This window comes from Curtobacterium sp. MCSS17_016, assembly GCF_003234255.2.
GTDB classification, from domain to species: Bacteria; Actinomycetota; Actinomycetes; order Actinomycetales; family Microbacteriaceae; genus Curtobacterium; species Curtobacterium flaccumfaciens.
This window is the reverse complement of record NZ_CP126254.1, coordinates 3,176,261-3,200,291: the sequence shown is the minus strand read 5'-3', so window position 1 is coordinate 3,200,291 and position 24,031 is coordinate 3,176,261. Positions and strand designations below refer to the sequence as shown.

The 24,031-nt window shown below is 70.9% G+C and carries 29 protein-coding genes and 2 pseudogenes; 10 read left to right on the top strand and 21 right to left on the bottom strand.

Translation table 11 applies throughout. From position 1 onward, the window contains the following. Positions 1 to 23 precede the first annotated feature (23 nt). From DEJ19_RS15110 to DEJ19_RS15100, 3 genes are all read right to left on the bottom strand, one after another. Positions 24 to 338: an SdpI family protein gene (locus tag DEJ19_RS15110; protein ID WP_110864167.1), complete on the bottom strand. Its 315-nt coding sequence runs from the start codon at positions 336 to 338 to the stop codon at positions 24 to 26. A gap of 109 nt (positions 339 to 447) precedes the next feature. After that, positions 448 to 1,104, bottom strand: coding sequence for a response regulator (locus tag DEJ19_RS15105; RefSeq protein ID WP_111232868.1), 657 nt, complete (start codon positions 1,102 to 1,104; stop codon positions 448 to 450). Then, positions 1,101 to 2,810 carry a sensor histidine kinase gene (locus DEJ19_RS15100; RefSeq protein ID WP_111232869.1) on the bottom strand — a complete coding sequence of 570 codons (1,710 nt, stop codon included), beginning with the start codon at positions 2,808 to 2,810 and terminating at the stop codon, positions 1,101 to 1,103. Before DEJ19_RS15100 ends, DEJ19_RS15105 begins: the two co-directional genes overlap by 4 nt. A gap of 153 nt (positions 2,811 to 2,963) precedes the next feature. Here DEJ19_RS15100 and DEJ19_RS15095 point away from each other — a divergent pair, with 153 nt between their 5' ends. Then, positions 2,964 to 4,457, top strand: a complete 1,494-nt coding sequence (locus DEJ19_RS15095) for a CitMHS family transporter (RefSeq protein WP_111232870.1) — start codon at positions 2,964 to 2,966, stop codon at positions 4,455 to 4,457. A gap of 65 nt (positions 4,458 to 4,522) precedes the next feature. On the opposite strand, the gene DEJ19_RS15090 is transcribed toward DEJ19_RS15095, so the two are convergent. The 7 genes from DEJ19_RS15090 to DEJ19_RS15060 form a co-directional block, all read right to left on the bottom strand. Then, positions 4,523 to 5,596 (bottom strand): threonine aldolase family protein, encoded by a 1,074-nt coding sequence (locus tag DEJ19_RS15090; protein ID WP_071245082.1) that lies wholly within the window; start codon positions 5,594 to 5,596, stop codon positions 4,523 to 4,525. Positions 5,597 to 5,600: 4 nt separating this feature from the next. Continuing rightward, complete coding sequence (locus DEJ19_RS15085) at positions 5,601 to 6,257, bottom strand: SDR family NAD(P)-dependent oxidoreductase (protein WP_111232930.1); 657 nt, start codon at positions 6,255 to 6,257, stop codon at positions 5,601 to 5,603. An 11-nt stretch (positions 6,258 to 6,268) separates the two neighbouring features. Then, positions 6,269 to 7,735: a DUF6421 family protein gene (locus DEJ19_RS15080; RefSeq protein WP_111232871.1), complete on the bottom strand. Its 1,467-nt coding sequence runs from the start codon at positions 7,733 to 7,735 to the stop codon at positions 6,269 to 6,271. A 208-nt stretch (positions 7,736 to 7,943) separates the two neighbouring features. Further along, the gene (locus DEJ19_RS15075; protein WP_111100405.1) at positions 7,944 to 8,261 is read right to left on the bottom strand and encodes a hypothetical protein; all 318 of its coding nucleotides are present in this window, start codon (positions 8,259 to 8,261) and stop codon (positions 7,944 to 7,946) included. Next, positions 8,258 to 8,413 (bottom strand): hypothetical protein, encoded by a 156-nt coding sequence (locus tag DEJ19_RS15070; protein ID WP_181441488.1) that lies wholly within the window; start codon positions 8,411 to 8,413, stop codon positions 8,258 to 8,260. The genes DEJ19_RS15075 and DEJ19_RS15070 overlap by 4 nt, the downstream gene beginning before the upstream one ends. A 70-nt stretch (positions 8,414 to 8,483) precedes the next feature. After that, positions 8,484 to 9,020, bottom strand: a complete 537-nt coding sequence (locus DEJ19_RS15065) for a hypothetical protein (RefSeq protein ID WP_146244688.1) — start codon at positions 9,018 to 9,020, stop codon at positions 8,484 to 8,486. A 185-nt stretch (positions 9,021 to 9,205) separates the two neighbouring features. Beyond that, positions 9,206 to 10,105 carry an ATP-binding cassette domain-containing protein gene (locus DEJ19_RS15060; RefSeq protein WP_181437976.1) on the bottom strand — a complete coding sequence of 300 codons (900 nt, stop codon included), beginning with the start codon at positions 10,103 to 10,105 and terminating at the stop codon, positions 9,206 to 9,208. 316 nt (positions 10,106 to 10,421) lie between these two features. On the opposite strand from DEJ19_RS15060, the gene DEJ19_RS15055 reads away from it, so the two are divergent. Continuing rightward, entirely contained in the window at positions 10,422 to 10,871 is a 450-nt protein-coding gene (locus tag DEJ19_RS15055; RefSeq protein ID WP_146250632.1) for a hypothetical protein, read from the top strand. A 146-nt stretch (positions 10,872 to 11,017) separates the two neighbouring features. Beyond that, on the top strand, positions 11,018 to 11,596 hold the full coding sequence (locus DEJ19_RS15050; RefSeq protein WP_111100402.1) for a TetR/AcrR family transcriptional regulator: 579 nt from the start codon (positions 11,018 to 11,020) through the stop codon (positions 11,594 to 11,596). An 82-nt stretch (positions 11,597 to 11,678) separates the two neighbouring features. Here the strand turns inward: DEJ19_RS15050 and DEJ19_RS15045 are convergent, their stop codons facing one another. Beyond that, positions 11,679 to 12,323 (bottom strand): GntR family transcriptional regulator, encoded by a 645-nt coding sequence (locus DEJ19_RS15045; protein WP_181441489.1) that lies wholly within the window; start codon positions 12,321 to 12,323, stop codon positions 11,679 to 11,681. Positions 12,324 to 12,420: 97 nt separating this feature from the next. Between DEJ19_RS15045 and DEJ19_RS15040 the strand changes: the two genes are divergently transcribed. From DEJ19_RS15040 to DEJ19_RS15025, 4 genes are all read left to right on the top strand, one after another. Next, complete coding sequence (locus DEJ19_RS15040) at positions 12,421 to 13,128, top strand: DUF969 domain-containing protein (protein ID WP_027465970.1); 708 nt, start codon at positions 12,421 to 12,423, stop codon at positions 13,126 to 13,128. Next, positions 13,125 to 14,207: a DUF979 domain-containing protein gene (locus tag DEJ19_RS15035; RefSeq protein ID WP_111030606.1), complete on the top strand. Its 1,083-nt coding sequence runs from the start codon at positions 13,125 to 13,127 to the stop codon at positions 14,205 to 14,207. The genes DEJ19_RS15040 and DEJ19_RS15035 overlap by 4 nt, the downstream gene beginning before the upstream one ends. After that, positions 14,194 to 15,255 carry a DUF2891 family protein gene (locus DEJ19_RS15030; protein WP_258377362.1) on the top strand — a complete coding sequence of 354 codons (1,062 nt, stop codon included), beginning with the start codon at positions 14,194 to 14,196 and terminating at the stop codon, positions 15,253 to 15,255. The genes DEJ19_RS15035 and DEJ19_RS15030 overlap by 14 nt, the downstream gene beginning before the upstream one ends. Before the next feature lie 63 nt (positions 15,256 to 15,318). Further along, positions 15,319 to 15,501, top strand: coding sequence for a hypothetical protein (locus DEJ19_RS15025; RefSeq protein WP_111232875.1), 183 nt, complete (start codon positions 15,319 to 15,321; stop codon positions 15,499 to 15,501). A gap of 69 nt (positions 15,502 to 15,570) precedes the next feature. On the opposite strand, the gene DEJ19_RS15020 is transcribed toward DEJ19_RS15025, so the two are convergent. The 4 genes from DEJ19_RS15020 to DEJ19_RS15005 all read right to left on the bottom strand — a co-directional run bounded on the left by DEJ19_RS15020 (position 15,571) and on the right by DEJ19_RS15005 (position 18,208). Continuing rightward, positions 15,571 to 15,873: a putative quinol monooxygenase gene (locus DEJ19_RS15020; RefSeq protein ID WP_071405925.1), complete on the bottom strand. Its 303-nt coding sequence runs from the start codon at positions 15,871 to 15,873 to the stop codon at positions 15,571 to 15,573. A 63-nt stretch (positions 15,874 to 15,936) separates the two neighbouring features. After that, the gene (locus DEJ19_RS15015; RefSeq protein WP_111232876.1) at positions 15,937 to 16,821 is read right to left on the bottom strand and encodes a 5-oxoprolinase subunit C family protein; all 885 of its coding nucleotides are present in this window, start codon (positions 16,819 to 16,821) and stop codon (positions 15,937 to 15,939) included. Further along, positions 16,818 to 17,450 carry a 5-oxoprolinase subunit B family protein gene (locus DEJ19_RS15010; protein ID WP_111232877.1) on the bottom strand — a complete coding sequence of 211 codons (633 nt, stop codon included), beginning with the start codon at positions 17,448 to 17,450 and terminating at the stop codon, positions 16,818 to 16,820. Before DEJ19_RS15010 ends, DEJ19_RS15015 begins: the two co-directional genes overlap by 4 nt. After that, the gene (locus DEJ19_RS15005) at positions 17,447 to 18,208 is read right to left on the bottom strand and encodes a LamB/YcsF family protein (RefSeq protein WP_111232878.1); all 762 of its coding nucleotides are present in this window, start codon (positions 18,206 to 18,208) and stop codon (positions 17,447 to 17,449) included. The genes DEJ19_RS15010 and DEJ19_RS15005 overlap by 4 nt, the downstream gene beginning before the upstream one ends. A gap of 169 nt (positions 18,209 to 18,377) precedes the next feature. Between DEJ19_RS15005 and DEJ19_RS15000 the strand changes: the two genes are divergently transcribed. Both DEJ19_RS15000 and DEJ19_RS14995 read left to right on the top strand, forming a co-directional pair. Continuing rightward, on the top strand, positions 18,378 to 18,548 hold the full coding sequence (locus DEJ19_RS15000) for a hypothetical protein (protein ID WP_181441490.1): 171 nt from the start codon (positions 18,378 to 18,380) through the stop codon (positions 18,546 to 18,548). 236 nt (positions 18,549 to 18,784) lie between these two features. Continuing rightward, positions 18,785 to 20,149 carry an MFS transporter gene (locus DEJ19_RS14995; RefSeq protein ID WP_111232879.1) on the top strand — a complete coding sequence of 455 codons (1,365 nt, stop codon included), beginning with the start codon at positions 18,785 to 18,787 and terminating at the stop codon, positions 20,147 to 20,149. Positions 20,150 to 20,248: 99 nt separating this feature from the next. On the opposite strand, the pseudogene DEJ19_RS14990 reads toward DEJ19_RS14995, so the two are convergent. From DEJ19_RS14990 to DEJ19_RS14975, 4 genes and pseudogenes are all read right to left on the bottom strand, one after another. Next, positions 20,249 to 20,398 (bottom strand): annotated as a pseudogene (locus tag DEJ19_RS14990) (DivIVA domain-containing protein); the annotation flags it as partial. A gap of 12 nt (positions 20,399 to 20,410) precedes the next feature. Next, positions 20,411 to 20,503, bottom strand: a pseudogene (locus DEJ19_RS14985) (DivIVA domain-containing protein); the annotation flags it as partial. Between the two features lie 44 nt (positions 20,504 to 20,547). Further along, positions 20,548 to 20,913, bottom strand: a complete 366-nt coding sequence (locus DEJ19_RS14980) for a hypothetical protein (protein WP_146250634.1) — start codon at positions 20,911 to 20,913, stop codon at positions 20,548 to 20,550. A gap of 146 nt (positions 20,914 to 21,059) precedes the next feature. Next, positions 21,060 to 21,890, bottom strand: a complete 831-nt coding sequence (locus DEJ19_RS14975; protein WP_181441491.1) for an alpha/beta hydrolase — start codon at positions 21,888 to 21,890, stop codon at positions 21,060 to 21,062. A gap of 133 nt (positions 21,891 to 22,023) precedes the next feature. Between DEJ19_RS14975 and DEJ19_RS14970 the strand changes: the two genes are divergently transcribed. Further along, on the top strand, positions 22,024 to 22,635 hold the full coding sequence (locus DEJ19_RS14970; protein WP_181441492.1) for an LppP/LprE family lipoprotein: 612 nt from the start codon (positions 22,024 to 22,026) through the stop codon (positions 22,633 to 22,635). Here DEJ19_RS14970 and DEJ19_RS14965 read toward each other — a convergent pair. Beyond that, positions 22,629 to 23,294 (bottom strand): hypothetical protein, encoded by a 666-nt coding sequence (locus DEJ19_RS14965; protein WP_111232884.1) that lies wholly within the window; start codon positions 23,292 to 23,294, stop codon positions 22,629 to 22,631. The genes DEJ19_RS14970 and DEJ19_RS14965 overlap by 7 nt on opposite strands. Beyond that, on the bottom strand, positions 23,291 to 24,022 hold the full coding sequence (locus tag DEJ19_RS14960; RefSeq protein ID WP_071405932.1) for a hypothetical protein: 732 nt from the start codon (positions 24,020 to 24,022) through the stop codon (positions 23,291 to 23,293). The genes DEJ19_RS14965 and DEJ19_RS14960 overlap by 4 nt, the downstream gene beginning before the upstream one ends. Between the last annotated feature and the right edge of the window lie 9 nt (positions 24,023 to 24,031).

Below are 24,031 nucleotides of genomic sequence, written 5' to 3'. Positions count from 1 at the left end.
CGCCCGGGCCCCCGCGTCCGCCGTCACCTGGTCGCGCGTCCTGCGGCCACCACACCCCAGAAGGCTCCGCCGACGAGGATCGCGGCGCACGCGACGAACGCGGGGATGTCGTCGGCGCGTCCGAGCGCGATGTAGACCAGGCTCACTGCAACCGTCGCGCCGCCGGCGATGCTCGTCGGGACGATCGCTGCTCGGTGGCCGATGATCCAGCTCTCGTCGCTGCGCATGGTCGCCCGGGTACGGATGCCGACGAGCCCGTTCCTGCCGATGGTGCCCCGCGCCGGCAGGACGACGAAGACGATGGTCAGGACGGCGGCTGCCATCTCGATCGCGATCACGTGATCTCCTTCTGGTTCGGTCACGGCGCTCGCGTGTGTGGCTGGGATCGGAGCGCGTCAGACCAAACCTGCCGGTATCCGGTGAAATACGCAAGGGCAGCAGGGCCCGTCACCGCCGCACGTACCGGTGCTCCGGCCGCCCCGCAGCCCCGTACCGCAACTGCATCGCCACCGTCCCGTCCGCCGTGAGCTGCGCCAGGTACCGCTGCGCCGTCGCCCGCGAGACCCCGATCGCCGCAGCCACCTCGGCGGCCGATCGTTCCTCACCGGCGACGAGCTGCTCGAGCACCAGCGCCGCCGTGGCCGCCCGGGACGGCGACGCCCCACCGCTGTCCCCGGCGTGCAGGATCCGGAACGCCCGCTCGACGGCCTCTTGATCGAGTGTCGAGCGCTCGTCGAGCACGTTCCGCGAGCGCGCGTACGCCTGCAGCCGCTCGGCCAGCACCCCGGCTACGAAGGGCTTGATCAGGTAGGCGAGTGCCCCGCACCGCATCGCCCGCCGCACGGTGCCCGAGTCCGAAGCAGCGCTCAACACGAAGGCATCGGTGTCGATCGACCGCAGCAGCTCGAGGCCGCTGCCGTCGGGCAGGTACACGTCGACGAGCACCAGGTCCACGGTCCCACTCGACAGCGCGGAGCGGGCGGCCGCGAGGGTCCCGACGGGCTCGAGTGCCCGGAACCCCGGTACCTCGTCGACCTGCCGCCGGTGCAGGTCGGCGACGTGGAAGTCGTCGTCGACCACCAGCACGGTGAACACGGAACTCACGACACCACTCCTTCCAGTCGGGCGCAGAAGACCGCGCCGTGGTCGTCACCGCCGGGGGAGGCGAGCCACACGTCACCACCGTGCCGCCGGGCGATCTCCCGCGACAACGGCAGCCCGATCCCGAGCCCGTGCACCTGTGAGACGTCCTCCGACGCGGGAGCCGCCGCCGGACCGCGCACGAACAGCGAGTCCGCGGCATCGTCCGGCACCCCCGGCCCGGAGTCCATCACGGACAGGTGCAGGGTCGCGCCGTCGTCGAGCACCTCGACCTCCACCCACGGTGATCCGCCGTCCCTCGACTGCTCGTCCCCGGTGAGGGCCGCCGACACCGCGTTGTCGACCAGGTTGCCGAGCACGGTGGTCACGTCGCCCGGCTCGGTGATCGTCCCCTGCACGAGCGTCTCCGCCCCGATCCGCAGCAGCACGCCCCGCTCGGCGGCCTCGACACCCTTCGCCCCGAGGAACGCCTGCAGGTACGGCTCGGTCAACCGGTCGGCGTGCTGCACCGGGTAGCGCAGCGGCCCGCGCTCCTGCACGTCCGCCAGGTACGCGCGCGCCCGGGCGGTCTCGCCGATGTCGAGCAGCCCCGAGATCGCGTGCAGCCGGTTCGCGAACTCGTGGCGCTGTGCGCGGAGCGCCGTGCTCATCGCCCCGACGGCGTCGAGTCGCCGGGTCAGGGCCTCGACGTCGGTGCGGTCGCGCAGGACGGCGACCCGGCCCAGGTCGCGTCCGTCGCGGAACACCGTGCGGACGTCGACGAGCAGCACCCGGTGCCCGGCGACGATCGTGGCGCTCGCCGGAGCCGCGGTGGTCACGTCCAGCATCGACCCGAGCGGCGCGGGCAGATCGAGCGATGCCACCGGACGGCCGACCGGATCGGCCAGCCCGAGCAGTCGCACGGCTTCGGGGTTGCAGACGGTGACGACCCCCGACGGGCCGATCGCGATGACGCCTTCGCCGACGCCGCCGAGCACGGCCTGCTGGTTCTGCACGAGCGTCACGAGCTCCTCCGGCTGCAGCCCGAGCGTCAGCCGCACCAGCCTGCGTCGGATCAGCACCGAGGCGATCACCGCGAGCAGGACCGCCGCCAGTCCGGCACCGATCACCGGCATGCTGTCCTCGACCAGGGTGTCGTAGACGCGTGCCCGGTTGAACCCGACGCTCACCTCGCCGACGACGGCGGACTGCCGGGAGGCCCGGCTCGTCTCCGCCCCGCCGGCTGCGGGCGCGGAGACGGGCACCTTCGCCCGCGCCGACTCACCGAGCGTGCCGCGTGCCCAGGACACGGTCTCGCGGCCCGCGAGTGCGGCGTCGGGGGAGGTGCTCACCATCTCGCCGATCCGGTCGGTGTCGGGGTGGGCCAGCCGGATGCCCCGGTCGTCGGTGACCACGACGAAGAGTGCCCCGGTCCGGCGCTGGGCTGCGAGTGCCGCCCGTTGGACGGGGCCGTCGGCGAGGACCGCGGGGTCGAGGTCGGTGCCGTCGACGCTCAACCGGGCGACCGCGGCCCGGACGTCGGACTGCGCGGCGACGCTCTGTGCGATCGCGAGTGCGGTCCCCTCGGCAGCGCGCTCGAGCCGGGTGACCTCGATCCGGACGAACACGGCGCTGGTCAGGGCGACGACGGCGACGACCACGGCGAGCTGCAGTACGAGCACCTCGGTGGCGAAGCGGAGCCTGGGGCGCCGTGAACGGTCGTCGGTCACGACCCCAGCGTACGGAGGGCGAGCCGACCCGCCTGCGCACAATGCGCAGAAAGCGGTCAACGCACGATGGTGCGCCAATGTGCAGAAGCGCGCCGCGCCTCCAGGCCGGGTCGTAGCGTGCCCGGACTGCCAGACACGGACGAAGGAGTCCTGATGCTCGTCATCCTCGGGTACGCGATGGTCCTGACCTTCATGGTCCTGATCATGACCAAGCGCATGTCGCCCATGCTCGCGCTGATCATCGTGCCGACCGTGTTCGGACTGTTCGCGGGGGCGGGTCTGGGACTCGGCGACATGGTCACCGAGGCGATCGGCACGCTGGCACCGACGGCCGCGCTCCTGATGTTCGCGATCATGTACTTCGGGCTGATGATCGACGTCGGCCTGTTCGACCCGCTCGTCCGGTTCATCCTGCGGGTGACCGGCAACGACCCGGCGAAGATCGTGCTCGGCACGGCGCTGCTGGCCGGTGCGGTGTCGCTCGACGGGGACGGCTCGACGACGTTCATCGTGGTCACGGCGGCGATGCTGCCGATCTACCTGAAGCTCGGCATGAGCCCGGTCGTGATGACGTGCGTGGCCGGGCTGACGAACGGCACGCTCAACATCGTGCCGTGGGGCGGGCCCACCGCCCGTGCCGCCGCCGCGCTGAAGATCGACCCGACGGACATCTTCGTGCCCCTCGTGCCGTCGCTCGTGGTCGGGCTGCTGCTGTGCTTCACGTTCGCGTGGACGATGGGCCTGCGGGAGCGCAAGCGCCTCGGGCTGATCGAGTTCACCGAGGCCTCGCGGGGTGCGCGGGTGCCGGAACGGGCGAACGCCCGGGCCGGTTCACGGGTGCTCGCGGCGGTGGGTGGGACCGGCGGCGGGATGTTCACGAGCCCCACGGTCGCGCTCGGACTGCGCGGCGGGAAGGCCGACGGTCGGCGTGCGGACGGCGAGGGCGTGGACGGCGTCGGGTCGGGGGACGAGAGCACGGGGACCGGCACCATGGCCGAGACGATGCTCGACCCGAACCGTCCGACCCTGCGGCCGAAGCGGATCTGGTTCAACCTTGCGCTGACCGTCGCGGTGATGGTGGCGCTCGTGCTGGGCCTGCTGCCGCTGCACTTCGTGTTCATGATCGGCACGGCGATCGCCCTGCTCGTGAACTTCCCGCAGCTCAAGCAGCAGACCGCGCAGATCGTCGCGCACGCCCCCAGCATCGTCGGTGTCGTGTCGATGGTGTTCGCCGCCGGGGTGCTGATCGGGGTGCTCGACGGCACCGGGATGGTCGCGGCGATGGCCGACTGGCTCGTTGCGGTGATCCCGGACTCGATGGGCCCGTACCTGGCGGGCATCACCGGTGTGCTGAGCATGCCGCTGACGTTCTTCATGAGCAACGACGCGTTCTACTTCGGGATCCTGCCGGTGCTGTCCGAGAGCGCCGCGGCGTACGGGATCACGCCGGCCGAGATGGCGCGGGCCTCGGTCGTCGGGCAGCCGGTGCACATGCAGAGCCCGCTCGTCCCCGCGATCCTGCTGCTGGTGTCGCTGGCCAACGTGAACCTCGGCGACCACCACCGGAAGGTGCTGTGGCGGGCGGCCGTGGTCGCGATGGCGATGCTCGTGGTGGCGATCGTGGTGCGGGTCATCCCGTTCGGGTGAACCGAGCGCCGGTGCCCGGCCCGGCACGCGTCGGCCCGGGCCGGGCCGGATCGGACGGTGCCGGCTCAGGCGGCGTCGAGCTCCCGCGTCAGCGCCGCGACGAAGTCGTCGATGTCCTGCTCCGAGGTGTCGTACGCGCACATCCACCGCACCTCGTTGCGGCTGGCGTCCCAGTCGTAGAACCGGAAGTGCTTCCGCAGCCGGTCGGCCACCCCGGCGGGCAGGGTCGCGAAGACGCCGTTCGCCTGGGTCTGCTGGCTGAAGCCGACGCCCCGGATGCTGCCGTCGGCGATACCGGCCTCCAAAGCACCGCGCAGTCGGGCGGCCATGGCGTTGGCGTGCCCGGCGGAGCGCAGGTACAGGTCGTCGCTGAGCAGGGCGATGAGCTGCGCGGAGACGAACCGCATCTTCGACGAGAGCTGCATGTTCATCTTGCGCAGGTAGTGCAACCCCTCGGACGCCGAGGGGTTCAGCACGACGATCGCCTCGCCGTAGAGCATGCCGTTCTTCGTCCCGCCGAAGCTCAGCACGTCGACACCGGCGTCGGTGGTGAAGTCGCGCAGGGGCACCCCGAGGGACGCCGCGGCGTTGGAGATGCGGGCGCCGTCCATGTGCAGCTTCATGCCGAGCGAGTGGACGTGGTCGGCGATCGTCCGGACCTCGTCCACCGTGTAGGCGGTGCCGAGCTCGGTGGTCTGGGTGATCGACACGACGAGCGGCTGGGCACGGTGCTCGTCGCCCCAGCCCCAGGCCTCGCGGTCGATGAGCTCGGGCGTCAGCTTGCCGTCGGGTGCCTCGACCGGCAGGAGCTTGATGCCGGCGACGCGCTCGGGCGCACCGGCTTCGTCGGTGTGGATGTGCGCGGTCGCGGTGCACACGACCGCTCCCCACCGCGGCAGCATCGACTGCAGGCCGACGACGTTCGCGCCGGTGCCGTTGAACACCGGGAACGCCTCGGCCTGCGACCCGAAGTGCTCGCGGATCACCTCGTTGAGACGTGCGGTGTAGACGTCCTCGCCGTAGGCGATCTGGTGGCCGTCGTTGGCCGCGGCGATGGCGGCGAGGATCTCGGGGTGGACGCCGGCGTAGTTGTCCGAGGCGAAGCCCCGCAGGTCCAGGTCGTGCAGTCGGAGGGTCACGCGTTCATCCTAGGTTCGAGGGATCAGGCGCCGTGAGCGGGATGACGTCGGCCGGTGGGACGTCCCAGAGCCGGACGACCTCGGTGCCGAGCCGCTCCTCGAGGCCGGACAGTGCACCGACGACGAACACGGCGGCCGCGGCGGTCTCCGGTGCCTCCTTCCGGAACCCCTGCGCGACGGCCCGGACCCAGGCGTCGGACGCGGCCTTCGCCGACGCGTAGTTCGCGGCGCCGGCGGTGGGGGAGTCGACCGCGGTGGACGACACGAACGCGAGCCGCCCGGCAGGGGACGCCACGAGGTCGTCGTGGAAGACCCGGGTCGTGTTCCGCAGGGTCCGGAAGGCGCGGTCGAAGAAGTCCCAGTCCGCGTCGGACTGGCCGACGATGCTGCCACCGCCGCGCCACCCGCCGACCAGGTGGACCAGTCCGTCGACGCGGCCGGCGTCCGCGTGGACGTCGTCGGCCAACGCGGTGACCGCACCGAGGTCCGACAGGTCGCACGTGCGTGTCGTGACGCCCGGGACGGACGCGCGCAGGGCCTCCAGGGCGTCGGGTCTGGTGCCGACCGCGACGACGGCCGCACCGGCGGCGGTGAGTGCGCGCGCGACGGCTGCGCCGCTGGCACTGGTCGCACCGGCGATCAGCACCAGGCGACCGGCCATCGAGCCGTCGGTCACGCGGCGGCCTCGCCGACGAGCTCGGCGTCCGTGGTGCCGGTGATGCCGGCCGTGGACGCGATGACGGTCGCCATCTTCTTGTCGAGCGCCTCGTAGAACATCGACAGCGGGAACTCGTCGTCGAGCACCGCATCGGTGTAGCCGCGCGGCGGTCCGGCGAGCGTCTCGTCGGGCAGGCCACGCGCCCACTTCGACGCCGGGTGCGGCGTGAGCGTGCGGGTCAGCATCTCGTACGCGGCGAGCCAGTGCGCCGACTTCGGCCGGTCGATCGAGCGCCGGTAGAGCTCGTTGATCTCGTCGCTCAGGGCGATGATCACGTCCGGCACCTCGGGCCAGTCGATCGTCAGCTGCGTGTCCGTCCAGTGCAGGACGCCGTGCTGGTGCATCCAGGCGAACAGCAGCTGGCCGCCGAGTCCGTCGTAGTTGCGGACGCGGCTGCCGGTGATCGCGAAGCGGAAGATGCGGTCGAAGACGACCGCGTACTGCACCAGGCGCGCGTGGTCGCGGATGGCGCGCTGCGCGTCCTGGAGGCCCGTGTCGGGTCCGGCGGACAGCTCGCGATCCAGACGCACGGACTCGCGGAACGCGGTCAGGTCGCAGCGGAGCTCCTCGAGCGAGTAGAGGAAGAACGGCATCCGCTGCTTGATCATGAACGGGTCGAAGGGCAGGTCCCCGCGCATGTGCGAGCGGTCGTGGATGATGTCCCACATCACGAAGACCCGCTCGGTCAGCTGCTGGTCGTCGAGCATCGCAGCGGCCTCGGCCGGCAGCTCGAGCTTGGTGACGTCGGCGGCGGCACGGACGACCCGGCGGTAGCGGGCGGCCTCGCGGTCCTGGAAGATCGCGCCCCACGTGAAGGCGGGGATCGTGCGCATCGCGACGGTCTCGGGGAACAGCACCGCCGAGTTCGTGTCGTACCCCGGGGTGAAGTCGACGAATCGCAGCGCGACGAACAACGCGTTGCCGTGGTCGCCGGCCTCGAGCTCGGCGATGAACTCCGGCCAGATGACCTCGACCAGGACCGCCTCGACGAAGCGCGAGGTGCTGCCGTTCTGGGTGACCATCGGGAACACGACCAGGTGGCCGAGCCCGTCGACGCGGTGTTGCTGCGGTTGGAACGCGGTGAGGGAGTCGAGGAAGTCGGGGACCCCGAAGCCCTGCTCCTGCCAGCGTGCGAAGTCGAGCTGCAGCACGTGCAGGAACGCGGCGTCGTGCGGGAAGTGCGGTGCAAGCTCGGCGACGGCCGGCACGATCACCGCGACGTGTCCGGCGGCAGCGGCGTGGTCGGACGGTTCGGGGACGGAGCCGTCCCGCGTCTGCAGGGCCTGCAGGGCGACGACTGCACGCTTGAGCCGGAGCCAGGCGGGGTGGGCGGCGATCTCGCGCACGGACAGGTGGTCCTCGACGACCTCGGGCTCTCCGACGATGGCGTCCTGCGAGGTCTTCTGGGCGAACTGGGACATGTCGAACCTCCCGTCATCGGGGTCGGCCGCGGATCTGCGGACGAGTGGTGCGCGTTACCGGATCGTCTCGAGCCTAGGGAAGTTCGGGGGACGCAAAGTTGCCCATCTGCGGTGGAATCGTGCGTCGTCGTGGTGCTCGCGCGGGGATCCGACTGCTGCGCGCATGGAACCGTCGCCGGTCCTGCGTGGGCGGTCAGCGTGGTCGGAGTCAGCGGCGCCGGGCGGGTCGCCCGGAGCTGTTGTCTCCACGGGCCTCCGAGTCGATGCGCTCACGCTTGGTGACGGCATCGATCGCTTCGCTCACCGTCGAGTCCGGATGCGTCTCACGCCAACTCCGCACCTGTGCCGGGTCTGGTGCGCACCCCGGGGGGATCGGGGTACTCCCGACGATGCTCGGAGCGAAGGCGGCGTACGTGATCGTCGCGAGCGCGGCCAAACACGCGTAGAGCAGATCGAGCGAGAGCCAGGCGCCGACCGTCGACACGATCCCGAAGAGGACGATGAAGGCCGGCGCCCGACGCCTCATCGGAAGCACCCTCGCTTCACTGCCGCGATGCCGAGGAGCTCAGCCCCCAGCGCAGCCGCAGCCCCGCCGAGGGCCCGGATCTTCTCCCAGCTGAAGGATGCGCCCCACATGATCCGGACTGCCTTCGTGACGCAGCCGAGGGAGTTGATCAAACGCTTGATCCTCACTTCTTTGAGTCTCTTTTCCTGGGTGTTGGCCCGGTGTGGGCCGCCGGGAGATGCATCACCGCGGTTCTGCGCGGAGCTGTCGGAACCACCCGAGCGCGAGTGGAATCGCGGTCCAAACGACGAACGACGTCATTGCGGGGCCGACGCCGACGCGGGTTTCCGAGGCGATCGTCCAGTCAAGACCAGGCGCCGCGAGCCACGACGCGAAGGCGTATGGATTCAGCCAGTTGAGGAGGGCTGGTGTGAACGCGAGGCCGATCGTGAGGAACAACGGACCGAACACAGCGATGACGAGTGCGGGCGCTGTTCGTAGCACCAGGCCCGCCACAGCCGTCGCGGTGAGCGTCGCGGCGATGGTCGTCGCGAGCATCTCCCAGAACTGCCGGAGTACCGCGATGTCGAAGACAGAAGCGGCTGAGGTGGGCCGTGTGACGGCGAAGACCACGGCAGCGAGGAGATGGATGACGACGAGCGTCGAGACGCCGAGGATCAAGACCGCGACGTAGCGGGCGCCGAGGATCCGCTGGCGTCGTGGCGTGATCGAGAACGTCGTCAACGCCGCACGCGTGGTCCATTCGGCCGTGAACGCCATGACAGCCAGGAGACCCATGAGCAGGGGAAGAGCCACGCTGAGTCCCGCCACGAAAGCGACGAACGTCTTCGTTTCCCACCCGATAAGGAAGGACAGCACCACTCCGCTGACAGCTGCGACTGCGAATGCCCATCGGGGGCCGCGTGTGTCGAGAGCGCGTCGCATCTCGACGAGCACCAAACGGATCACGCCATCCTCCCCTCGTACTCCGTGGCGGTGAGGGATGCCAGGTACGCGTCGAGCCGGATGTCCTCGCTCCTGAGCTCGAGGAGCGCGATTCGTGCATCCCGCGCAGCACGACCGACCTCCTCTGGTGCAAGGTCCACGAGCAAGCCTGCTCCCGTGGGGAAGGGGTGGCTGCCGACGCGTCGGAGTGCCTGCTCAAAGCGCGGAAGATCTTCAGCGACGACGAAGGTGCGTCCGGCTTGTGTCCGAAGATCATCGAGTCGGGTTTCATCCACGATCCGTCCGCGGGAGATCACGACCAGGCGGTCGGCGGTCCGTTCCACTGCCGCGAGTTGATGAGTGGAGACGAGGACTGTTCCTCCCTGCTCCGCGAAGTGGAGCAGCAGGTTGTCGAGCCAACGCATTCCTTCGGGATCCAGGCCGTTGGACGGTTCGTCCAGCACGAGGGCACGCGGGTGCCCGAGTAGCGCGTGCGCCAAACCGAGTCGCTGACGCATGCCAAGGGAGAGTTTCCCGACTCGTCTGGCGGCAACCTCTGACAGGCCAACCATCTCGAGACACTGATCGACCCTTCGGAAGGGCTCGCCGATCGTGAAAGCTGTGAGCCGAAGAGTCTCGCGGACGGATCGACCTGGGTGGAAGGCTGACGCGTCCAGCAGGCAACCGAGGAAGCGGGCCGGATCGGAGAGCTGTTGGAGTTCCTGCCCGTTCACGAACGCGGCTCCGACATCGGCTCGGGTGATTCCGGTGAGGATCTTCAAGGCGGTGGACTTGCCGGCGCCGTTCGGCCCACAGAACGCTGTGATCGTCCCCTCGGGACAGGAGAAGGAGACGTCATCGAGCGCGATGCGTTTGCCGTAGGTCTTACCGACCCGACGGAGTTCGATCGGATCGGTCACGACATCAGCTGATCGAGCAGAAGTGCTGCCCCGATCGCTCCGACGCAGACCAAGAAGGCGGCTGGTGCCACCTTGCTCCTCGGTTCGACGATTCCAGCAAAGCCCGCTGCGCTGAGGCCGGCCGCTCCGGCCGCCACCGAGAGCGGCCACCCGGCGGCAACGAGGACGACACAGGTGGCCCCGAGCAGGACGGCCATCGCTGCGAGTCCAGCGCTGAGCAGTGGTCGTAAACGAGATTTCCTTGCAGCCACAACCCCTCCTTACGTTGGGGCTTCGAAGGGGTGGTGCAGCCACCACCCCTTCGAAGCTGGGTCAGTTGAAGTACTTCCAGATGTCCCAGGCCGTGATGAGCGTGCTGATCGTCCCTACGGCAGCCTTGATCGCGGGCCACGCAGTGCGCTGGAAGGTTGCGAACGACTTCTTGACACCGTCCGAGAGCTTCTTCCACAGTGCGGGGACCTTCTTCAACGCATTGATCGCAGTGCGGATGAGCGATATCCAGCTCCGCTCGGTCTCGCCGACACGATCGGATGACCCCGCCGGTGCTGCGGTGTTGGAGAGGGGCCGCGCCCAAGCGGGGGCACCGGTCGCGGCCGCGCTGCGAGTGGTTGTCGGGCCGTGGGTCGGTGCGCTGCTCGACGCGGAGACCGGCCTCGATGCCGGGGCCACCGCAGCCGTCGCGGGCACGGATGTGCCGAGGACAGCTGCTGCCGTGACGCAGGCTACGACTCCTGTCGACGCTGCCCAGCTCCGCCGCTTGCGCTGATACATGATTGCTCCTTCGCGATCCGTATGTGCCGGTCCTGGTCGACCGGCACGCTGTACGGGCAGCACGCTACCAACGTTTCACCTGCTGATGTGCAAAGTTTTGGTATATGACGAACACGCTCATCGATCGGTACGGTGGTCGCTATGGCCCGATTCACGCCCCCAGCCGCTGACGCGATGCGCGCCCGGCTCCTGCTCGCCGCGCGGGACGAGTTCGCCGCGGTCGGACTGGCCGCCGGCAGGGTCGAACGGATCGGTGCCGCGGCGTCGAGCAACAAGGCGCAGGTCTTCCACTACTTCGGCAGCAAGGAGGGGCTGTTCGACGCCCTCGTCGCGGAGACCGTGACCGAGACGTTCGCCGAGGCTCCACTCGACACCGCCGACCTCGCCGCCTGGGCCGGCCGGGTGCACGACTCGTACGTCCGTCGCCCCTGGGCCCAGCGGCTCGCGACCTGGCACCGGCTGGAGCGTGCCGACGTCCCGCTCGAGTCCGTCGCGACCAGCTACGCCGACGCGGTGGCCGAGGTCGAGCACGCCCAGCGCGCCGGGGTCCTGCCGCGGGCGTTCCGTCCGGCGGTGCTCCTCGGGCTCGTCCTGCACGCCGCTGCGTTCTGGAGCGCGACCGCTCCGGAGTACGAGCCGCTGGTGCAGGCCGTGACGCCGCCGCGGCGTCGCCAGGTCGTGGTCGACGCGGTCACGGCCCTGCTCGGCGGGAAGTCCTGACCGAGCGATCCGCGGGCGCCAGCGTGAGCGCGCTCGGATTGCGCGTGCGGGGCAGAGCCGCACCGGGCCTCCTGGCCGTCCCTCAGTCGGCTGCGCCGGCGGCGACCCGCAGCGTCCGCTCCGCGTCGTCGAGGTAGTCGGCGAGCAGCGCCGAGGCGGCGTCCTGGTCGCCACCGCGCAACGCGGACACGATCGCGTCGTTGCGTTCGACGAAGTCGGCGTGGAACGAGGCCGGGTCCGCGGTGGTCAGGAAGGCGAGCCGCATCTCGGCGAGCAGGCCGTCCATCAGAGCGTGGATCCGCTCGCTCGGCACCGCGCGCACGAGCTCGGCGTGGAAGCGGATGTCGGCGGTGCCGACCGCACCCCAGTCTCCCGCGGACGCTGCTGCCCGGGCGTCGGCGACCGCTGCGGCGGCCTCGGCGAGTGCCGGTGCGTCGGGGGCGCAGGCGCGGACGGCTGCCTCTTCGAGCACCCGCCGAGCCGCGTAGAGATCGGTGACGTCGGCGGCGGAGAGCCGGCGGACGAAGACCCCGCGGTTGAACACGTGCTCGACCAGACGGTCGCGGGCGAGCAGTCGGAAGGCCTCGCGCAGGGTGTTCCGTGACACCCCGAGCTGGTCGCTCAACCGTTCCTCGGACAGCTGCGCCCCGGGGGAGAACCCACCCGACGCGATCATGGTGCGCAACCGCGTGGCCGTGGAGTCAGCGCCGCCGACGGTTCGGGTCATGGCACCGATCCTGGCACGGGTGGCGTTTGTGAAGGGCGTGTTACAGAGCGGAACCGGCTCTTGCGATTGTTGAACAATGCGGTCCAGACTGTCCCGCATGTTCGTCCTCATCGGCGTCGCCGTCGTCATCGTCGGCTTCGCATTGCGCATCAATGCGCTCCTCGTCGTCACGGTCGCGGGCATCGTGACCGCGGCCATCGGCGGGATCGGTCCCGTCGGCATCCTCGACGCGTTCGGTAACGGGTTCGCCTCGAGCCGATCCGTCACGACCTTCGCGCTCGTCCTGCCCGTCATCGGCCTGATCGAGCGCTACGGCCTGCAGGACCAGGCGAAGCGCCTGATCGCGAAGCTCGACAAGCTGACGACGGGTCGTCTGCTCGCCGGGTACCTGGTGATCCGGCAGGTCACCGCGGCGGTCGGCCTGACCAGCATCGGTGGCCCGGCGCAGACCGTGCGCCCGCTGGTGTACCCGATGGCCGAGGGTGCGGCGACCAAGAAGTACGGGCGCATCGACGACCGCATGCGCGAGAAGATCAAGGGCTACTCGGCCTCGTCCGACACCGTCGGCGTGTTCTTCGGCGAGGACGTCTTCGTCGCCGTCGGCTCGATCCTGCTCATCACGACGTTCGTCGACTCGACCTACGGGCTGTCGCTCGAACCGATCGACCTGGCCCTGTGGGCGATCCCGACGGGCATCGCGGCGCTTATCGTGCACGGTGGACGCCTGCTGCTGTTCGACCGTCGACTCGACAAGATGGCGGCGGACGCCCGTGCCGACGCCCCGACCCTGGGGGCAGCAGCGTGATCACCAGCGAATGGCTCTACTGGCTCATCGGCGCGTTCTTCATCGCCGTCGCCGTCCTGATCGTCACCGACACCGCGCACGCGAAGCGCCTGGGCAACGCGGCGTTCTGGGGCATCCTCGGGCTGTCGTTCTTCTACGGCACCTTCGTCGCCGCCGGCACCGTGCCGGCCTGGACACTCGGGATCGCCGTCCTCGTGATGGTCGCGCTCGCCGGACTCGGCTTCACCGGGACGACGAGCCGCACCCGGGTCGCGAGCATCCCCGGCGCGGGCACGGGCGCCGAGACCGGCCCCGCCGAGCCCACCGGCGTGACGCAGAAGATCACGGACGCCGGCAGCGGCAGCACGAGTGTGCTCGCCACCACCAGCCCGGACGAGCGCGCCGCGTTCGCGACGAAGTACGGCAACCGGCTCTTCATCCCGGCCCTCGTGGTGCCGGTGGTCGCCGTGCTGGTCGCGACGCTCGGCCCGCTCGTCTCGTTCGGCGGAGAACCGCTCCTCGCCGAGGGCAGTGCGACCCTGACCGGCCTGGGCATCGGTTCGGTGCTCGCCGTGGTCGTGGCCGTGTTCGTCCTGCGCCCGCCGAAGATCGCCACCCCGATCCGCGAGGGCGGTCGCCTGCTGCAGGCGATCGGCTGGGCGGCGCTGCTGCCGCAGATGCTCTCGACGCTCGGCATCGTCTTCACCCAGGCCGGGGTCGGTGACGCCGTCGGCACGATCATCAAGTCGGTCCTGCCCGACGGCTCGCTGCTCGCCGCCGTGGTCATCTACTGCCTCGGCATGGCCCTGTTCACGATCATCATGGGCAACGCCTTCGCCGCCTTCCCGATCATGACGGCCGCGATCGGCTGGCCGGTGCTGGTGCAGGGCTTCGACGGCAACCCCGCCGCGATCTTCGCGATCGGCATGCTCGCCGGCTTCTGCGGCACGCTCGTCACACCGATGGCCGCGAACTTCAACCTGGTGCCAGCTGCGCTGCTCGAGATGCGGGACAAGTACGGCCCGATCAAGGCGCAGATCCCCACCGCCGCCATCCTGCTCGTCGTCAACATGGGAGTCATGTACCTTGTCGCATTCTGATGCCGCCCCGATCGACCTGACCCGGGCCGCGTGGGCCGACCGCTTCGCGGCCGTCGCCGCGGACAACACGACCCGCGAGTACCCGTACGCCGCGCACCACGCGACGTCCGGGCCGGACGACCGGGCTCTGCCCGTCGAGCTCCACCCCGCCTTCGCCACGTCGTACGACTGGCACTCGTCGGTGCACATGCACTGGCTCGCGGCGCGCCTGGTCGCGCACGGCCTGCCCACCGACCTGGAGGCCCGGCTCACCGCGATCCTGCAGGCGCACCTCACGACGGATCACCTGGCGACCGAGGCCGCTTACCTGCGCGAGACGCCGCACTACGAGCGCCCCTACGGCTGGGCGTGGCTCGCGCGGCTCGCCGCCGAGGTGTCGGCATCCGAGGCACCCGCTGTCCGGGCACTGGCGCCGGGCTTCGCGCCCGTCGTCGACGTCCTCGAAGACCTGGTCGTCCGGTGGATCGACGGCGCCGCGCACCCGGTCCGGCACGGCGTGCACTCGAACTCCGCGTTCGGACTGCTGCTCGTGCTCGAGGCCGCCCGGTCGCTCGACCGTCCGGCCCTGGCGGCAGCGGTCGAGGGCGCTGCGAAGGACTGGTTCGGCGCGGACGCCGGGTGGCCGTTCGCCTGGGAGCGGAGCGGGCACGACTTCCTGTCCCCGGGCCTCGCCGAAGCCGACCTGATGCGGGCGGTGCTGCCCGCCCCGGAGTTCGGGACGTGGGCCCGTGGCTTCTTCGCCGCGGTGCAGCCGGGCGACGCGATCCTGCGGTCGACGGTGGTCCGTGACGAGAACGACCCGCAGCAGGTGCACCTGTTCGGCCTCGACCTGTCGCGGGCGGGGTCGGCCCGGCGCATCGCGGACGCACTCCGCGCCGGCGGTCCGGACGACTCCGGCACGGGCATCGCCGACCTGCTCGACGACGCAGCCGACCGGCTGCTGGCCTCGGGGCTCGCGGCGAGCGTCGGCGAGGAGTACTACTCCACCCACTGGCTTGCGAGCTTCGCCTGGGACGCCATGGAGGCCCGGGAGCACGCCGCCCGCTGATCGTTCGTCGGGAGCGCTGATCGTCTGCGGACACGTCGAGGATCCGGAGGTAGCTTCGGGGCCATGAGCGATCCGAAGGACGACGAGAACCTCGACGACTTCCGCGAGGCGCAGGAGACCGACTACGAACCGGAGCCGACCGTGCTCGACCCCGACGACCTGCCGGTGGTCGACGACGCGGACGACGAACTGCTCCCCGACGACGACCGACCGGTGCCGCTCGACACCGACGACGACGCGATCTGAGCGATCGCGCCGTCGTCGTACCGCGGCACCGGCGTCGGCGTCGGCGTCAGCTTCGGTGTCGGCGCCCGCTCAGTCGAGCGGGAGGGTCCGCGCGAAGGTGCGGGTGACCGGAGTCGCGGCGAGGAACGGTGCCATCGCCGGAGCGCCCTCGGGTGTCGCGCGCCAGGCCACGTAGGTGTCGTGGTCCTCGGGGGTCGTCCACGACTCGACGACGACCATGCGCGCCGGGTCCTCGTCGTCGACCAGGACCTCGAGCGACTCCAGGCCGTGGAACGACGCGGTCTGTTCGAGCGTCTCGCGGATCGCACCCTGGAGTGCGTCTTCGGGGGCATCGCTCTGGAACTGGACCTCGAGCAGGACGGTCATCGACATGGGGAACCTTTCGTCAGCGGTGTCCAAGCCAACCCCTGGCCCCCTGCGCTTGTTCCGGGTCGGTCAGCCGACGATGCGGAACCGGAGCGGATCGCCCGGACGGAGCTGCGCAGCGAGGTCGATCGACGACGGTGTCAGGACGGCGACGACCGGGTAGCCGCCGGTCACCGGGTGGTCGGCGAGGAACAGCACGGGGAAGCCCTCGGGCGGCACCTGCAGTGACCCGGTCTCGACGCCCTCGCTCGGCAGTTCGCGTGCCACGGAGCGGGCGAGCGGCGTCTCGGCCGTGGTGCGGACCCCCACACGGTCGCTGTCCGCACTGACGGAGAAGTCCTGGCCGGTCAGGGTCGTGCGCCACTCCGGGGTGAACCAGTCGTCGCGCGGTCCGGGCACCACGTCGAGCACGACCGGCTCGTCCGGCCACCGCGGCTCGGGCTGCGGCACCGCGTCGACGATCGGCCACGACACCCGCGCGTCACCGACGGGCAGGACGTCACCGGCCGACAGTGGCGGCGGTCCGAGGCGCGCGAGGGAGTCCCACGAGCGGCTGCCGAGCACCGGGTCGACCGCGAAGCCCCCGAGGACCGCGACGTAGGTGCGGAGGCCCACGGTCGCAGTGCCGATCCGGAGCGTGTCGCCCGGGGCCAGCAGCAGCACCTCGTGCGAGGCGGCACCGCGGACCGATCCGTCCGCCCGCTCGACCTCGACGGGGCAGGCCGCGCCGGTGGTGGCCGCGACCACGTACGCGTCGGCGCGGAGCGTGACGGAGCCGAGCAGGGCCTCCAGGACGGCCGCGTCGGGACGGTTGCCGACCAGTCTGTTGGCGAGTGCCGCGGAGCCACGGTCGGCGGCTCCGGCCGCGCCGAGGCCCATGTCGCTGAAGCCCGGGCGCCCGAGGTCCTGCGTGGTCGCACCGTAGCCGACCTGCACGACGGTCAGCGCGGTCATGCCGCACCCGCCACGACGAAACGGACGAGCGTGCCGGCGGGCGCGAGTGCCGGAGGCGTGCGCTCGAGGGACCACATCGGCACCTCGGTGCGGCCGATGAGCTGCCAGCCGCCGGGGGAGGTCCTCGGGTAGACGGCGCTGAACTCGCCGGCCACCGCGACGGCCCCGCTCGGGACGGCCGTCCGGGCGGTGCTGCGCCGGGGCAGGTCGAGCGGCCGATCGCTGCCGGTGAGGTAGCTGAAGCCGGGGGCGAAGCCGCAGAACGCGCTCGTCCAGAGCTGCCCGGTGTGCCACGCCACGAGCTCGTCGCGCCGCATGCCGGTCAGTTCGGTGACGGTGTCGAGGTCCTCACCGTCGTAGGTGACGGGGATGACGAGCGGCTCGGTGTCCTGCGCATCGAGCGTGGCACTGACCGGGACGACCTGCGTGAGTTCCGTGCGGAGCCGCCCGGCGTCCGTCGCGGTCGGGTCGAACCGGAGCAGCAGTGTCCGGGCGCCGGAGACGACCTCGGTCAGCCCCGGCAGGGTGGCCTGTGCGAGTCCGGCGCGGAAGGCGACGACGTCGGCGAGGGACCCGAACGTGGCCAGGAGTGCGGTGCCGCCCGCGGAGCGGACCTCCGGACCAGTCACGGTGCGAAGGGCGCGATCGTCACGCCGTGCTCGGTCAGCAGCGCTCGGATGGCCCGGGCCATCGCGACCGCGTCGGGGGAGTCACCGTGCACGCAGACCGAGACGGCACGCACGGCGATCTCGGACCCGTCGACAGCGGTCGCGACACCGTCGGTGACCATGCGGAGCACCCGGGCCGCGACCTCGTCCGGGTCGTGCAGCACCGACCCCGGCTGCTTCCGCGACACCAGCGAGCCGTCGGGTTCGTAGGCGCGGTCGGCGAAGGACTCGCTCACCGCGCGGAGCCCGTGCCGCTCGGCCGCCAGCAGCAGCTCCGACCCGGGCAGCGCGAGCACGGCGAGCGACGGGTCGACGTCGGCCACGGCACGGACGACGGCCTCGGCCTGCACCGGGTCGGCGCAGGCGGTGTTGTACAGGGCGCCGTGCGGCTTGACGTAGGTGACGGCCGTGCCGGCGACGTGCGCGGTGGCGGCCATCGCGCCGAGCTGGTGGACGACGTCGGCGTACAGCTCGTCGGGGGTGACGTGCACGGGTCGGCGGCCGAAGCCGATCAGGTCGCGGTAGGCCACGTGCGCGCCGATCGCCACACCACGCTCGGCGGCGGCGCGGGCGGTGGCGAGCATGATCGTCGGGTCGCCGGCGTGGAACCCGCAGGCGACGTTGGCGCTCGAGACGACGTCGAGCATCGCGGCGTCATCGCCCATGGCCCAGGCGCCGAAGCCCTCGCCCAGGTCGCTGTTCAGGTCGATCGTCGTCACGGGTGCTCCCTGTCGTAGCGGGTTGTTGAACAATCTACCGATCACCCCGGTCCCTGTCATCCGCTTCCCCCGGCCGGACGGCGGTTTCCGAGGTGCGCCACGTACTGTCCGAGTCCTCAGTACCACCGGCGGCAGTGCTGCCGGATCGATCTCTGCACTGGAGCAGCTCATGACCGACAGTGACAACACGCACGACGCCTCGAAGAACGACTCCGAGGGCACCGAGAAGCCGGGCGGCCTCGGCGACGACAACACCATCCCGAACAACCCCGACGGCCTGGCCGCGGGGCACACGGGCGACGACTCGCACTTCAACCCGGAAGAGGACGGCGAGCACTAGCGGCTCCTTTCCGGCCTGCGGGTCGATGCAGAACGACACCGTCGTTGTCCTCCGACAGCGGCGGTGTCGTTCTGCGTCTGCACGCATTCGCACGCATCCGCACGCACTCGTCCGCCCCGGCGAAACAAACAGCGCAAAACCTTCCGGCACGAGGTTTCCGGTGCTACAGTCCCGATCACCTAGCAGCACTAGGGATTCAGTGGGCGCCGAAGCCCCCTGTGACTCAAGGAGGAGTCATGTCGACACCGACGTCGAAGGAAGAACCCACGCGGGGCATCGCCGGGACCGCGTCCCCAGCGGTCACCGCAGCCGCCGGAGCCACCGCGACGGACGCCGCTGCGTCCCGGGCGTTCTCGGTCGAGGGCATCACGCAGTCCGTCAGCACCGTCCGGGTGGGGCGCGGGTACCTCTGGGGCCTCAGCTTCGCCCAGTTCGGCCTGTTCGTCGCCCTGCTCACGCCCGTCTTCGTGAGCATGTCGATCAAGGCGACGGAGCTGAACCCGACGAGCCCCGAGACCGTCGTCGGCTCGGTCCTGCCGTTCGGAGCGCTCGGCGCCCTGTTCGCCAACCCCCTGTTCGGCGCGCTCTCCGACCGCACCCGCACACGGTGGGGCCGTCGCCGCCCCTGGATGGTCGGCGGTGTCGTCGTCTTCGTCGGTTCCCTCGCCTGGCTCGCGTTCTCGCCCGACGTGCTGCAGCTCACCCTGGCCTGGGTGCTGGCGCAGGTCTCCGCCAACGCCGTCCTGTCCACGCTGACGGCGAGCTTCGCCGACAACGTGCCGGAGTTCCAGCGCGGCAAGGCGTCGAGCGTCATCGCCCTGGCGCAGAACATCGCGATCCTGGCCGGGCTCTACCTGGCCGTGTACCTGGTCGGGAACCTGCCGGTCCTGTTCATCGCACCGGGCGTCCTGGCGATCATCGCGGTCCTCGTGTACTCGTTCGTCGCCCGCGACGACCTGCCGACGACGCCGGTCAAGCCCTTCAGCTGGATCAACCTGGTCAGCTCGTTCTGGACGAACCCGATCAAGCACCGGGACTTCGGGCTCGCCTGGTGGGGTCGGTTCCTCATCACCTTCGGCACGTTCATGTTCACGACGTACCGACTCCTCTACATGCAGGACCGCATCGGGCTCCCGCAGGCCGAGGCGGTCGGGGTCGTCGCGTTCGGCGTGCTCCTGTACACGATCGCCCTGCTCGTCAGTGCGGCCGTCTCCGGCTGGGTGTCCGACCGGATCCAGCGTCGCAAGGTCTTCGTCTGGGGTTCGACGGCCATGACCGCCGTCGGCCTGGTGATCCTGGCCCACGTCGACAGTGTCGGCGGGTTCTACTTCGCCGAGATCGTCCTCGGTTTCGCCTTCGGCATCTACGCCGCCATCGACACCGCCCTGGTCGTCGACGTGCTGCCCGACCCGGAGCGCCCCGGCAAGGACCTCGGCGTCATCAACATCGCGAACGCCCTGCCGCAGTCACTCGCCCCCGCCGTCGGTCTGTTCCTGCTCGGCATCGGTGGCGGCCAGAACTACACGCTCATGCTCTGGGGTGCCGGCGTCGCCGTCATCCTCGGCGCCCTCGTGATCCTGCCCATCAAGTCGGTCCGCTGACCGACGCGACCGCCTGGAGGCGCGACCCGCGTCCGCGACGCACGCCGCGCCTCCAGGCGGTCACCTGCACCGCACGTGGCCGCTTCAGCGGGTGCCGTGCTGTCGCAGTGCGACGACGACCTCGTCGAGGAAGTCGTCGACCTGCCCCTGGTCGTACCCCTCGCGGAACTTCGTCGGCTGGAACCGGACCCCTGCGACCTGCTCCGGTGTGAGCGGGTCGACCGGGCGTCGCTGCTCGTACCCGGCCAGGGTGGTCTGGATCCGGTCGAGGAACGCGTCGACCTCGCTCTGGTCGTACCCCTCGCGGAACTTCGTCGGCCGGAACCGCTTGTCCGCCACCTCTCGTGCGAGCATGTCCTCCCCCTTCTGCTGGCTCCTATCGTGGCCCTGCCATGGTGTCACGGGCGGGTTGCCGGGGGTGAGAGCTGCGGTGAGCGCCTGCCGAACAGCGCGTCGAGGAACCGCGAGAACCGCGACTCCGGCTCGTGGGGCGTCTCGATCGAGCGGGTCGGCGAACGGAACGCCAGGTCGTGCAGCATGTTCCGCTTCGACCCGTCCCAGTTGGCGAACAGGTAGGTCCCGCCGATGAAGGACATGCTCCGGACCGGCGTGCGCTTCCACGAGTCGGCAGCCACGTAGTAGCCCGCGTGGCCGGCGCGGATGTGCTGGATCACGGTGTCCACGTCGATGACACCGGTCGGTGTCACGACGGCGGTGATGCCCGTGCGGTCGCGGGCGACGTACTCGATGAGGTGTTCGGTCACGATGGAACTCTTCGTCACGGTGGTGAGACGCCACGGCAGGAAGCGTGGCGAAGGGGATTCGGAACCGCCGTTGCTTCCGTTTCCAGAGTACGTCCGCCGCGGGCGTGCCGTCCCCGGATGTCCGCCGTTCGCAGATGGATGAGCGTTCAGCGGATGGGGGTCCGGTCGGCCCAGTCCATGATGCGTTCGATCGTGTCGTCGAAGTCCCGCGTGCCGGGGCGGTTGAGGAACGCGTGACGGCTGCCCGGCAGGACGTGTCGTTCGACCTCGATGCCCGCGGCCTCGAGCTCGTCCGCGAAGCGCTCGCTCGAGGCGCGCATCACGTCCCGCTCGGCGTCGATCAGCAGGGTGCGGGGGAACCCGCCGAGGTCGTCGGACTCCGGGTAGACAGCAGTGGGGCGGCCGCCCGCGTAGGCCCGGTTGCTCCGGTCGAGCAGCAGCGGCGCGTGCGTGAGCCGCCGGTGCCCTCGGACGAGTCGCTGCAGCGCCCGGTCACGGGGGAGCCGGGCGTGGAAGAACCCGTAGGTCAGCACGAGGCTGACCAGCGGCGGGGCGGTCGCGACCGCGGATGCCGCCAAGCACGCACCGGCGCTCGCCCCGCCGAGCAGCAGCCCGGACGGTGCCTCGTGGTGCAGGTGGTGGAGGACGGCGACGATCTCGTCCCGCGCGTGGGGTGCCCGTCGTCGCCCACGTGGTCCACCCCGGCCGAGCCACGGCAGTCCGGGCAGCGGTCCGAGGCGATAGTCGACGGTCACGACCGGCAGCCCGCGCTCGGCGAGCTCCCGTGCGACGGCGTCGGACTCCGGTAGGTCGAGGTCGCCCCGGAAGAACCCGCCGCCGTGCACCCAGACCAGGGTCGGGGGTCCCACGCTGGCGCTCTGGTTCAACGGTCGGTACCGCCGGACGGGGACCGGTCCGTGTGGGCCGTCGATCCGTTCATCGGCGACCTCGATCGTGTCCTGCTGCTTCCCCCGCATGGGAGCAGTGTCGCAGGACGCGGGCGGGAGCCGGGCTCGCGGCGCTTGAACAGGCGTACTTTCGGAGCGTCGCGAGGGACACGGCCCGGTAACGATGCGGGCGACCGCCCGGCCGGGCAGGCAGCGTGGAGGCATGCGCCTGACGAGAGCCGCCCTGATCCTGACCACTGCGACCCTGGCCGCGCTGCTGACGGGGTGTTCCAGCGCGGACGGAGCGGACGGCGGTGCGGCGACTCCGACCGTGACCGAGACCGTCACTGCCTCGCCCTCCGCCCCCGCGAGCTTGCCGACGCCGACGCCGACACCGACACCGACGCCCACCCCCACCCCGACGTGTGGCCCGTCGAGCGGTGCCGCGGCTGCGGCCGAGGGCATCGCGGCCCTGCCGCTGCCCGCCGGCCTCGAGGATGCGAAATGGGACGCCGCGAACGCCGACTACTCCGGCTACGACGCCTGCGCGCCACTGTCCTGGTCCGTGGTCGCGCCCGAGTTCGGCACGGCAGGATCCCCGTACGCGATCCTGCTGTTCCACGAGGGCCGGTACCTCGGCACGGCCACTGCCCAGCAGTACGCCTTCGAGCCGACCGTCGAACGACAGAGCAACTCGGCCGTCACGGTGACCTACCGGTTCGCCAAGGCCGGCGAGCCGAACGCAGCGCCCTCCGGCCGCACCACGGCCACCTTCACCTGGAACGACGAGACCGGCCGCGTCGAGATGACGGGGGACACCCCGCCCGCTCAGTGACGGTCGGCCGGAGCGGAAGCCACGCCGAGCTCCCGCTGCAGCGTGCGGAGGACCCGTACGAGGGTGTCGAGCTTGTCCGGTCTGGCTTCGAACCCACGTCCGAGGGCAGACCGCGGCTGCACGACCACGTCGTCACCGTCGGTCGTGGTGATCCAGACACCGTAGTCGGCATGCTGGCCGCGGGACTCCCTCGTCGCGACGGAGAACCGTCGGATGCGCGCCCACGGCAGGTCGAACACCGGCGCGTCCCGTGACGGTGCCCACGCGTGCAGACCGAACTCGTCGACGGTCCAGACCTCGGGGCGGGGCTTCGGGAAGTCGTCGGAGGTGCGCAGGCCGGACGTCAGCACGGGCAGGTGGAACCGGGGTGCCCGCCCCGCTCCGATTCGCGCGAGCGTCCGGCGGTCGCCTCGCCCGGCGGACAGCGTCGACACGGCCAGCAGCACCCCGAACCCCGCGACCACGATCGGCCACAGCACGAACGACCCCTGCGTCCGGGCACTGTCGATGCCCCGCAGGAAGTCCGGGAACGCGAACTCGGCGACGAGCGCGGCGACCCCCACCGCCGTGGTGACGACCGCCGCGAGCAGCACCGGCCCCCGCTTCGGCATCTCCCCGTCGCGCAGCCGCTGCACCCACGGCTCGTCCGCCGGGGTCATCGCTCGGTCCGTGTCCGACCAGGACGCCCGGCGTCCGGCTGGGACCCGAGTTCCCGGCGCAGCGACCGGAGCACCTGCATCACGATGTGGATCTTCGTCGCGCTGGCACCGAAGGGCCGTCCGATCGCTGGCCGCGGCTGCACGGTGAAGCGCCCGACGTCCTCGGTGATGATCCAGATGCCGGTGTCCACCCGCTGCCCGCGGACCTCTGCCGAGGCGAGTTCGAGCGAGTGGACTGCACTCCACGCCAGGTCGAACACCGGAGTCTCCCGCTCCGGCGACCACGCGTGCAGCCCAGCGGCGTCGACCGTCCACATCTCGGGTCTCGGCTCGGGGAAGTCGTCGAGGGTGTACTCGCCCCTCCGCACGACCGGCAGGTGGAAGCGCGGCGTCGTACCGTGCCGACGGATGCTCGCGAGGATCCGTCGGTCACTCCGGCCGCGCATCCGCGAGAGGACGGCTGCGACGGGGCCGAGCACGAGCAGGATCACGGAGAACAGCGGCACGGCGAACGGACGGCGTGCCTCCGAGTGCAGGAGGGCGTCGAGGTGCGTGATCGAGAACACGACCCCGGTGCCACCGGCCACGGTCACGATCGCCAAGCCGAGCAAGAACGGCCACCGCTTCGGCATCTCCCCGTCGCGCAGCCGCTGCACCCACCGTTCCCCCGAGTACTCCACCGTGCCATCCTGCCCGTCGCGGCCACCGATCGTCCGCGAGCGCGACATGCTGTTCCC

Coding starts and splice junctions, on each gene's coding strand:
- DEJ19_RS15095 (WP_111232870.1), top strand. CDS start 2,964: ATGCTCGTCATCCTCGGGTACGCGATGGTCCTGACCTTCATGGTCCTG.
- DEJ19_RS15085 (WP_111232930.1), bottom strand. CDS start 6,257: ATGGCCGGTCGCCTGGTGCTGATCGCCGGTGCGACCAGTGCCAGCGGC.
- DEJ19_RS15080 (WP_111232871.1), bottom strand. CDS start 7,735: ATGTCCCAGTTCGCCCAGAAGACCTCGCAGGACGCCATCGTCGGAGAG.
- DEJ19_RS15075 (WP_111100405.1), bottom strand. CDS start 8,261: ATGAGGCGTCGGGCGCCGGCCTTCATCGTCCTCTTCGGGATCGTGTCG.
- DEJ19_RS15065 (WP_146244688.1), bottom strand. CDS start 9,020: ATGGCGTTCACGGCCGAATGGACCACGCGTGCGGCGTTGACGACGTTC.
- DEJ19_RS15050 (WP_111100402.1), top strand. CDS start 11,018: ATGGCCCGATTCACGCCCCCAGCCGCTGACGCGATGCGCGCCCGGCTC.
- DEJ19_RS15045 (WP_181441489.1), bottom strand. CDS start 12,323: ATGACCCGAACCGTCGGCGGCGCTGACTCCACGGCCACGCGGTTGCGC.
- DEJ19_RS15040 (WP_027465970.1), top strand. CDS start 12,421: ATGTTCGTCCTCATCGGCGTCGCCGTCGTCATCGTCGGCTTCGCATTG.
- DEJ19_RS15025 (WP_111232875.1), top strand. CDS start 15,319: ATGAGCGATCCGAAGGACGACGAGAACCTCGACGACTTCCGCGAGGCG.
- DEJ19_RS15020 (WP_071405925.1), bottom strand. CDS start 15,873: ATGTCGATGACCGTCCTGCTCGAGGTCCAGTTCCAGAGCGATGCCCCC.
- DEJ19_RS15015 (WP_111232876.1), bottom strand. CDS start 16,821: ATGACCGCGCTGACCGTCGTGCAGGTCGGCTACGGTGCGACCACGCAG.
- DEJ19_RS15000 (WP_181441490.1), top strand. CDS start 18,378: ATGACCGACAGTGACAACACGCACGACGCCTCGAAGAACGACTCCGAG.
- DEJ19_RS14995 (WP_111232879.1), top strand. CDS start 18,785: ATGTCGACACCGACGTCGAAGGAAGAACCCACGCGGGGCATCGCCGGG.
- DEJ19_RS14975 (WP_181441491.1), bottom strand. CDS start 21,890: ATGCGGGGGAAGCAGCAGGACACGATCGAGGTCGCCGATGAACGGATC.
- DEJ19_RS14970 (WP_181441492.1), top strand. CDS start 22,024: ATGCGCCTGACGAGAGCCGCCCTGATCCTGACCACTGCGACCCTGGCC.
- DEJ19_RS14965 (WP_111232884.1), bottom strand. CDS start 23,294: ATGACCCCGGCGGACGAGCCGTGGGTGCAGCGGCTGCGCGACGGGGAG.
- DEJ19_RS14960 (WP_071405932.1), bottom strand. CDS start 24,022: ATGTCGCGCTCGCGGACGATCGGTGGCCGCGACGGGCAGGATGGCACG.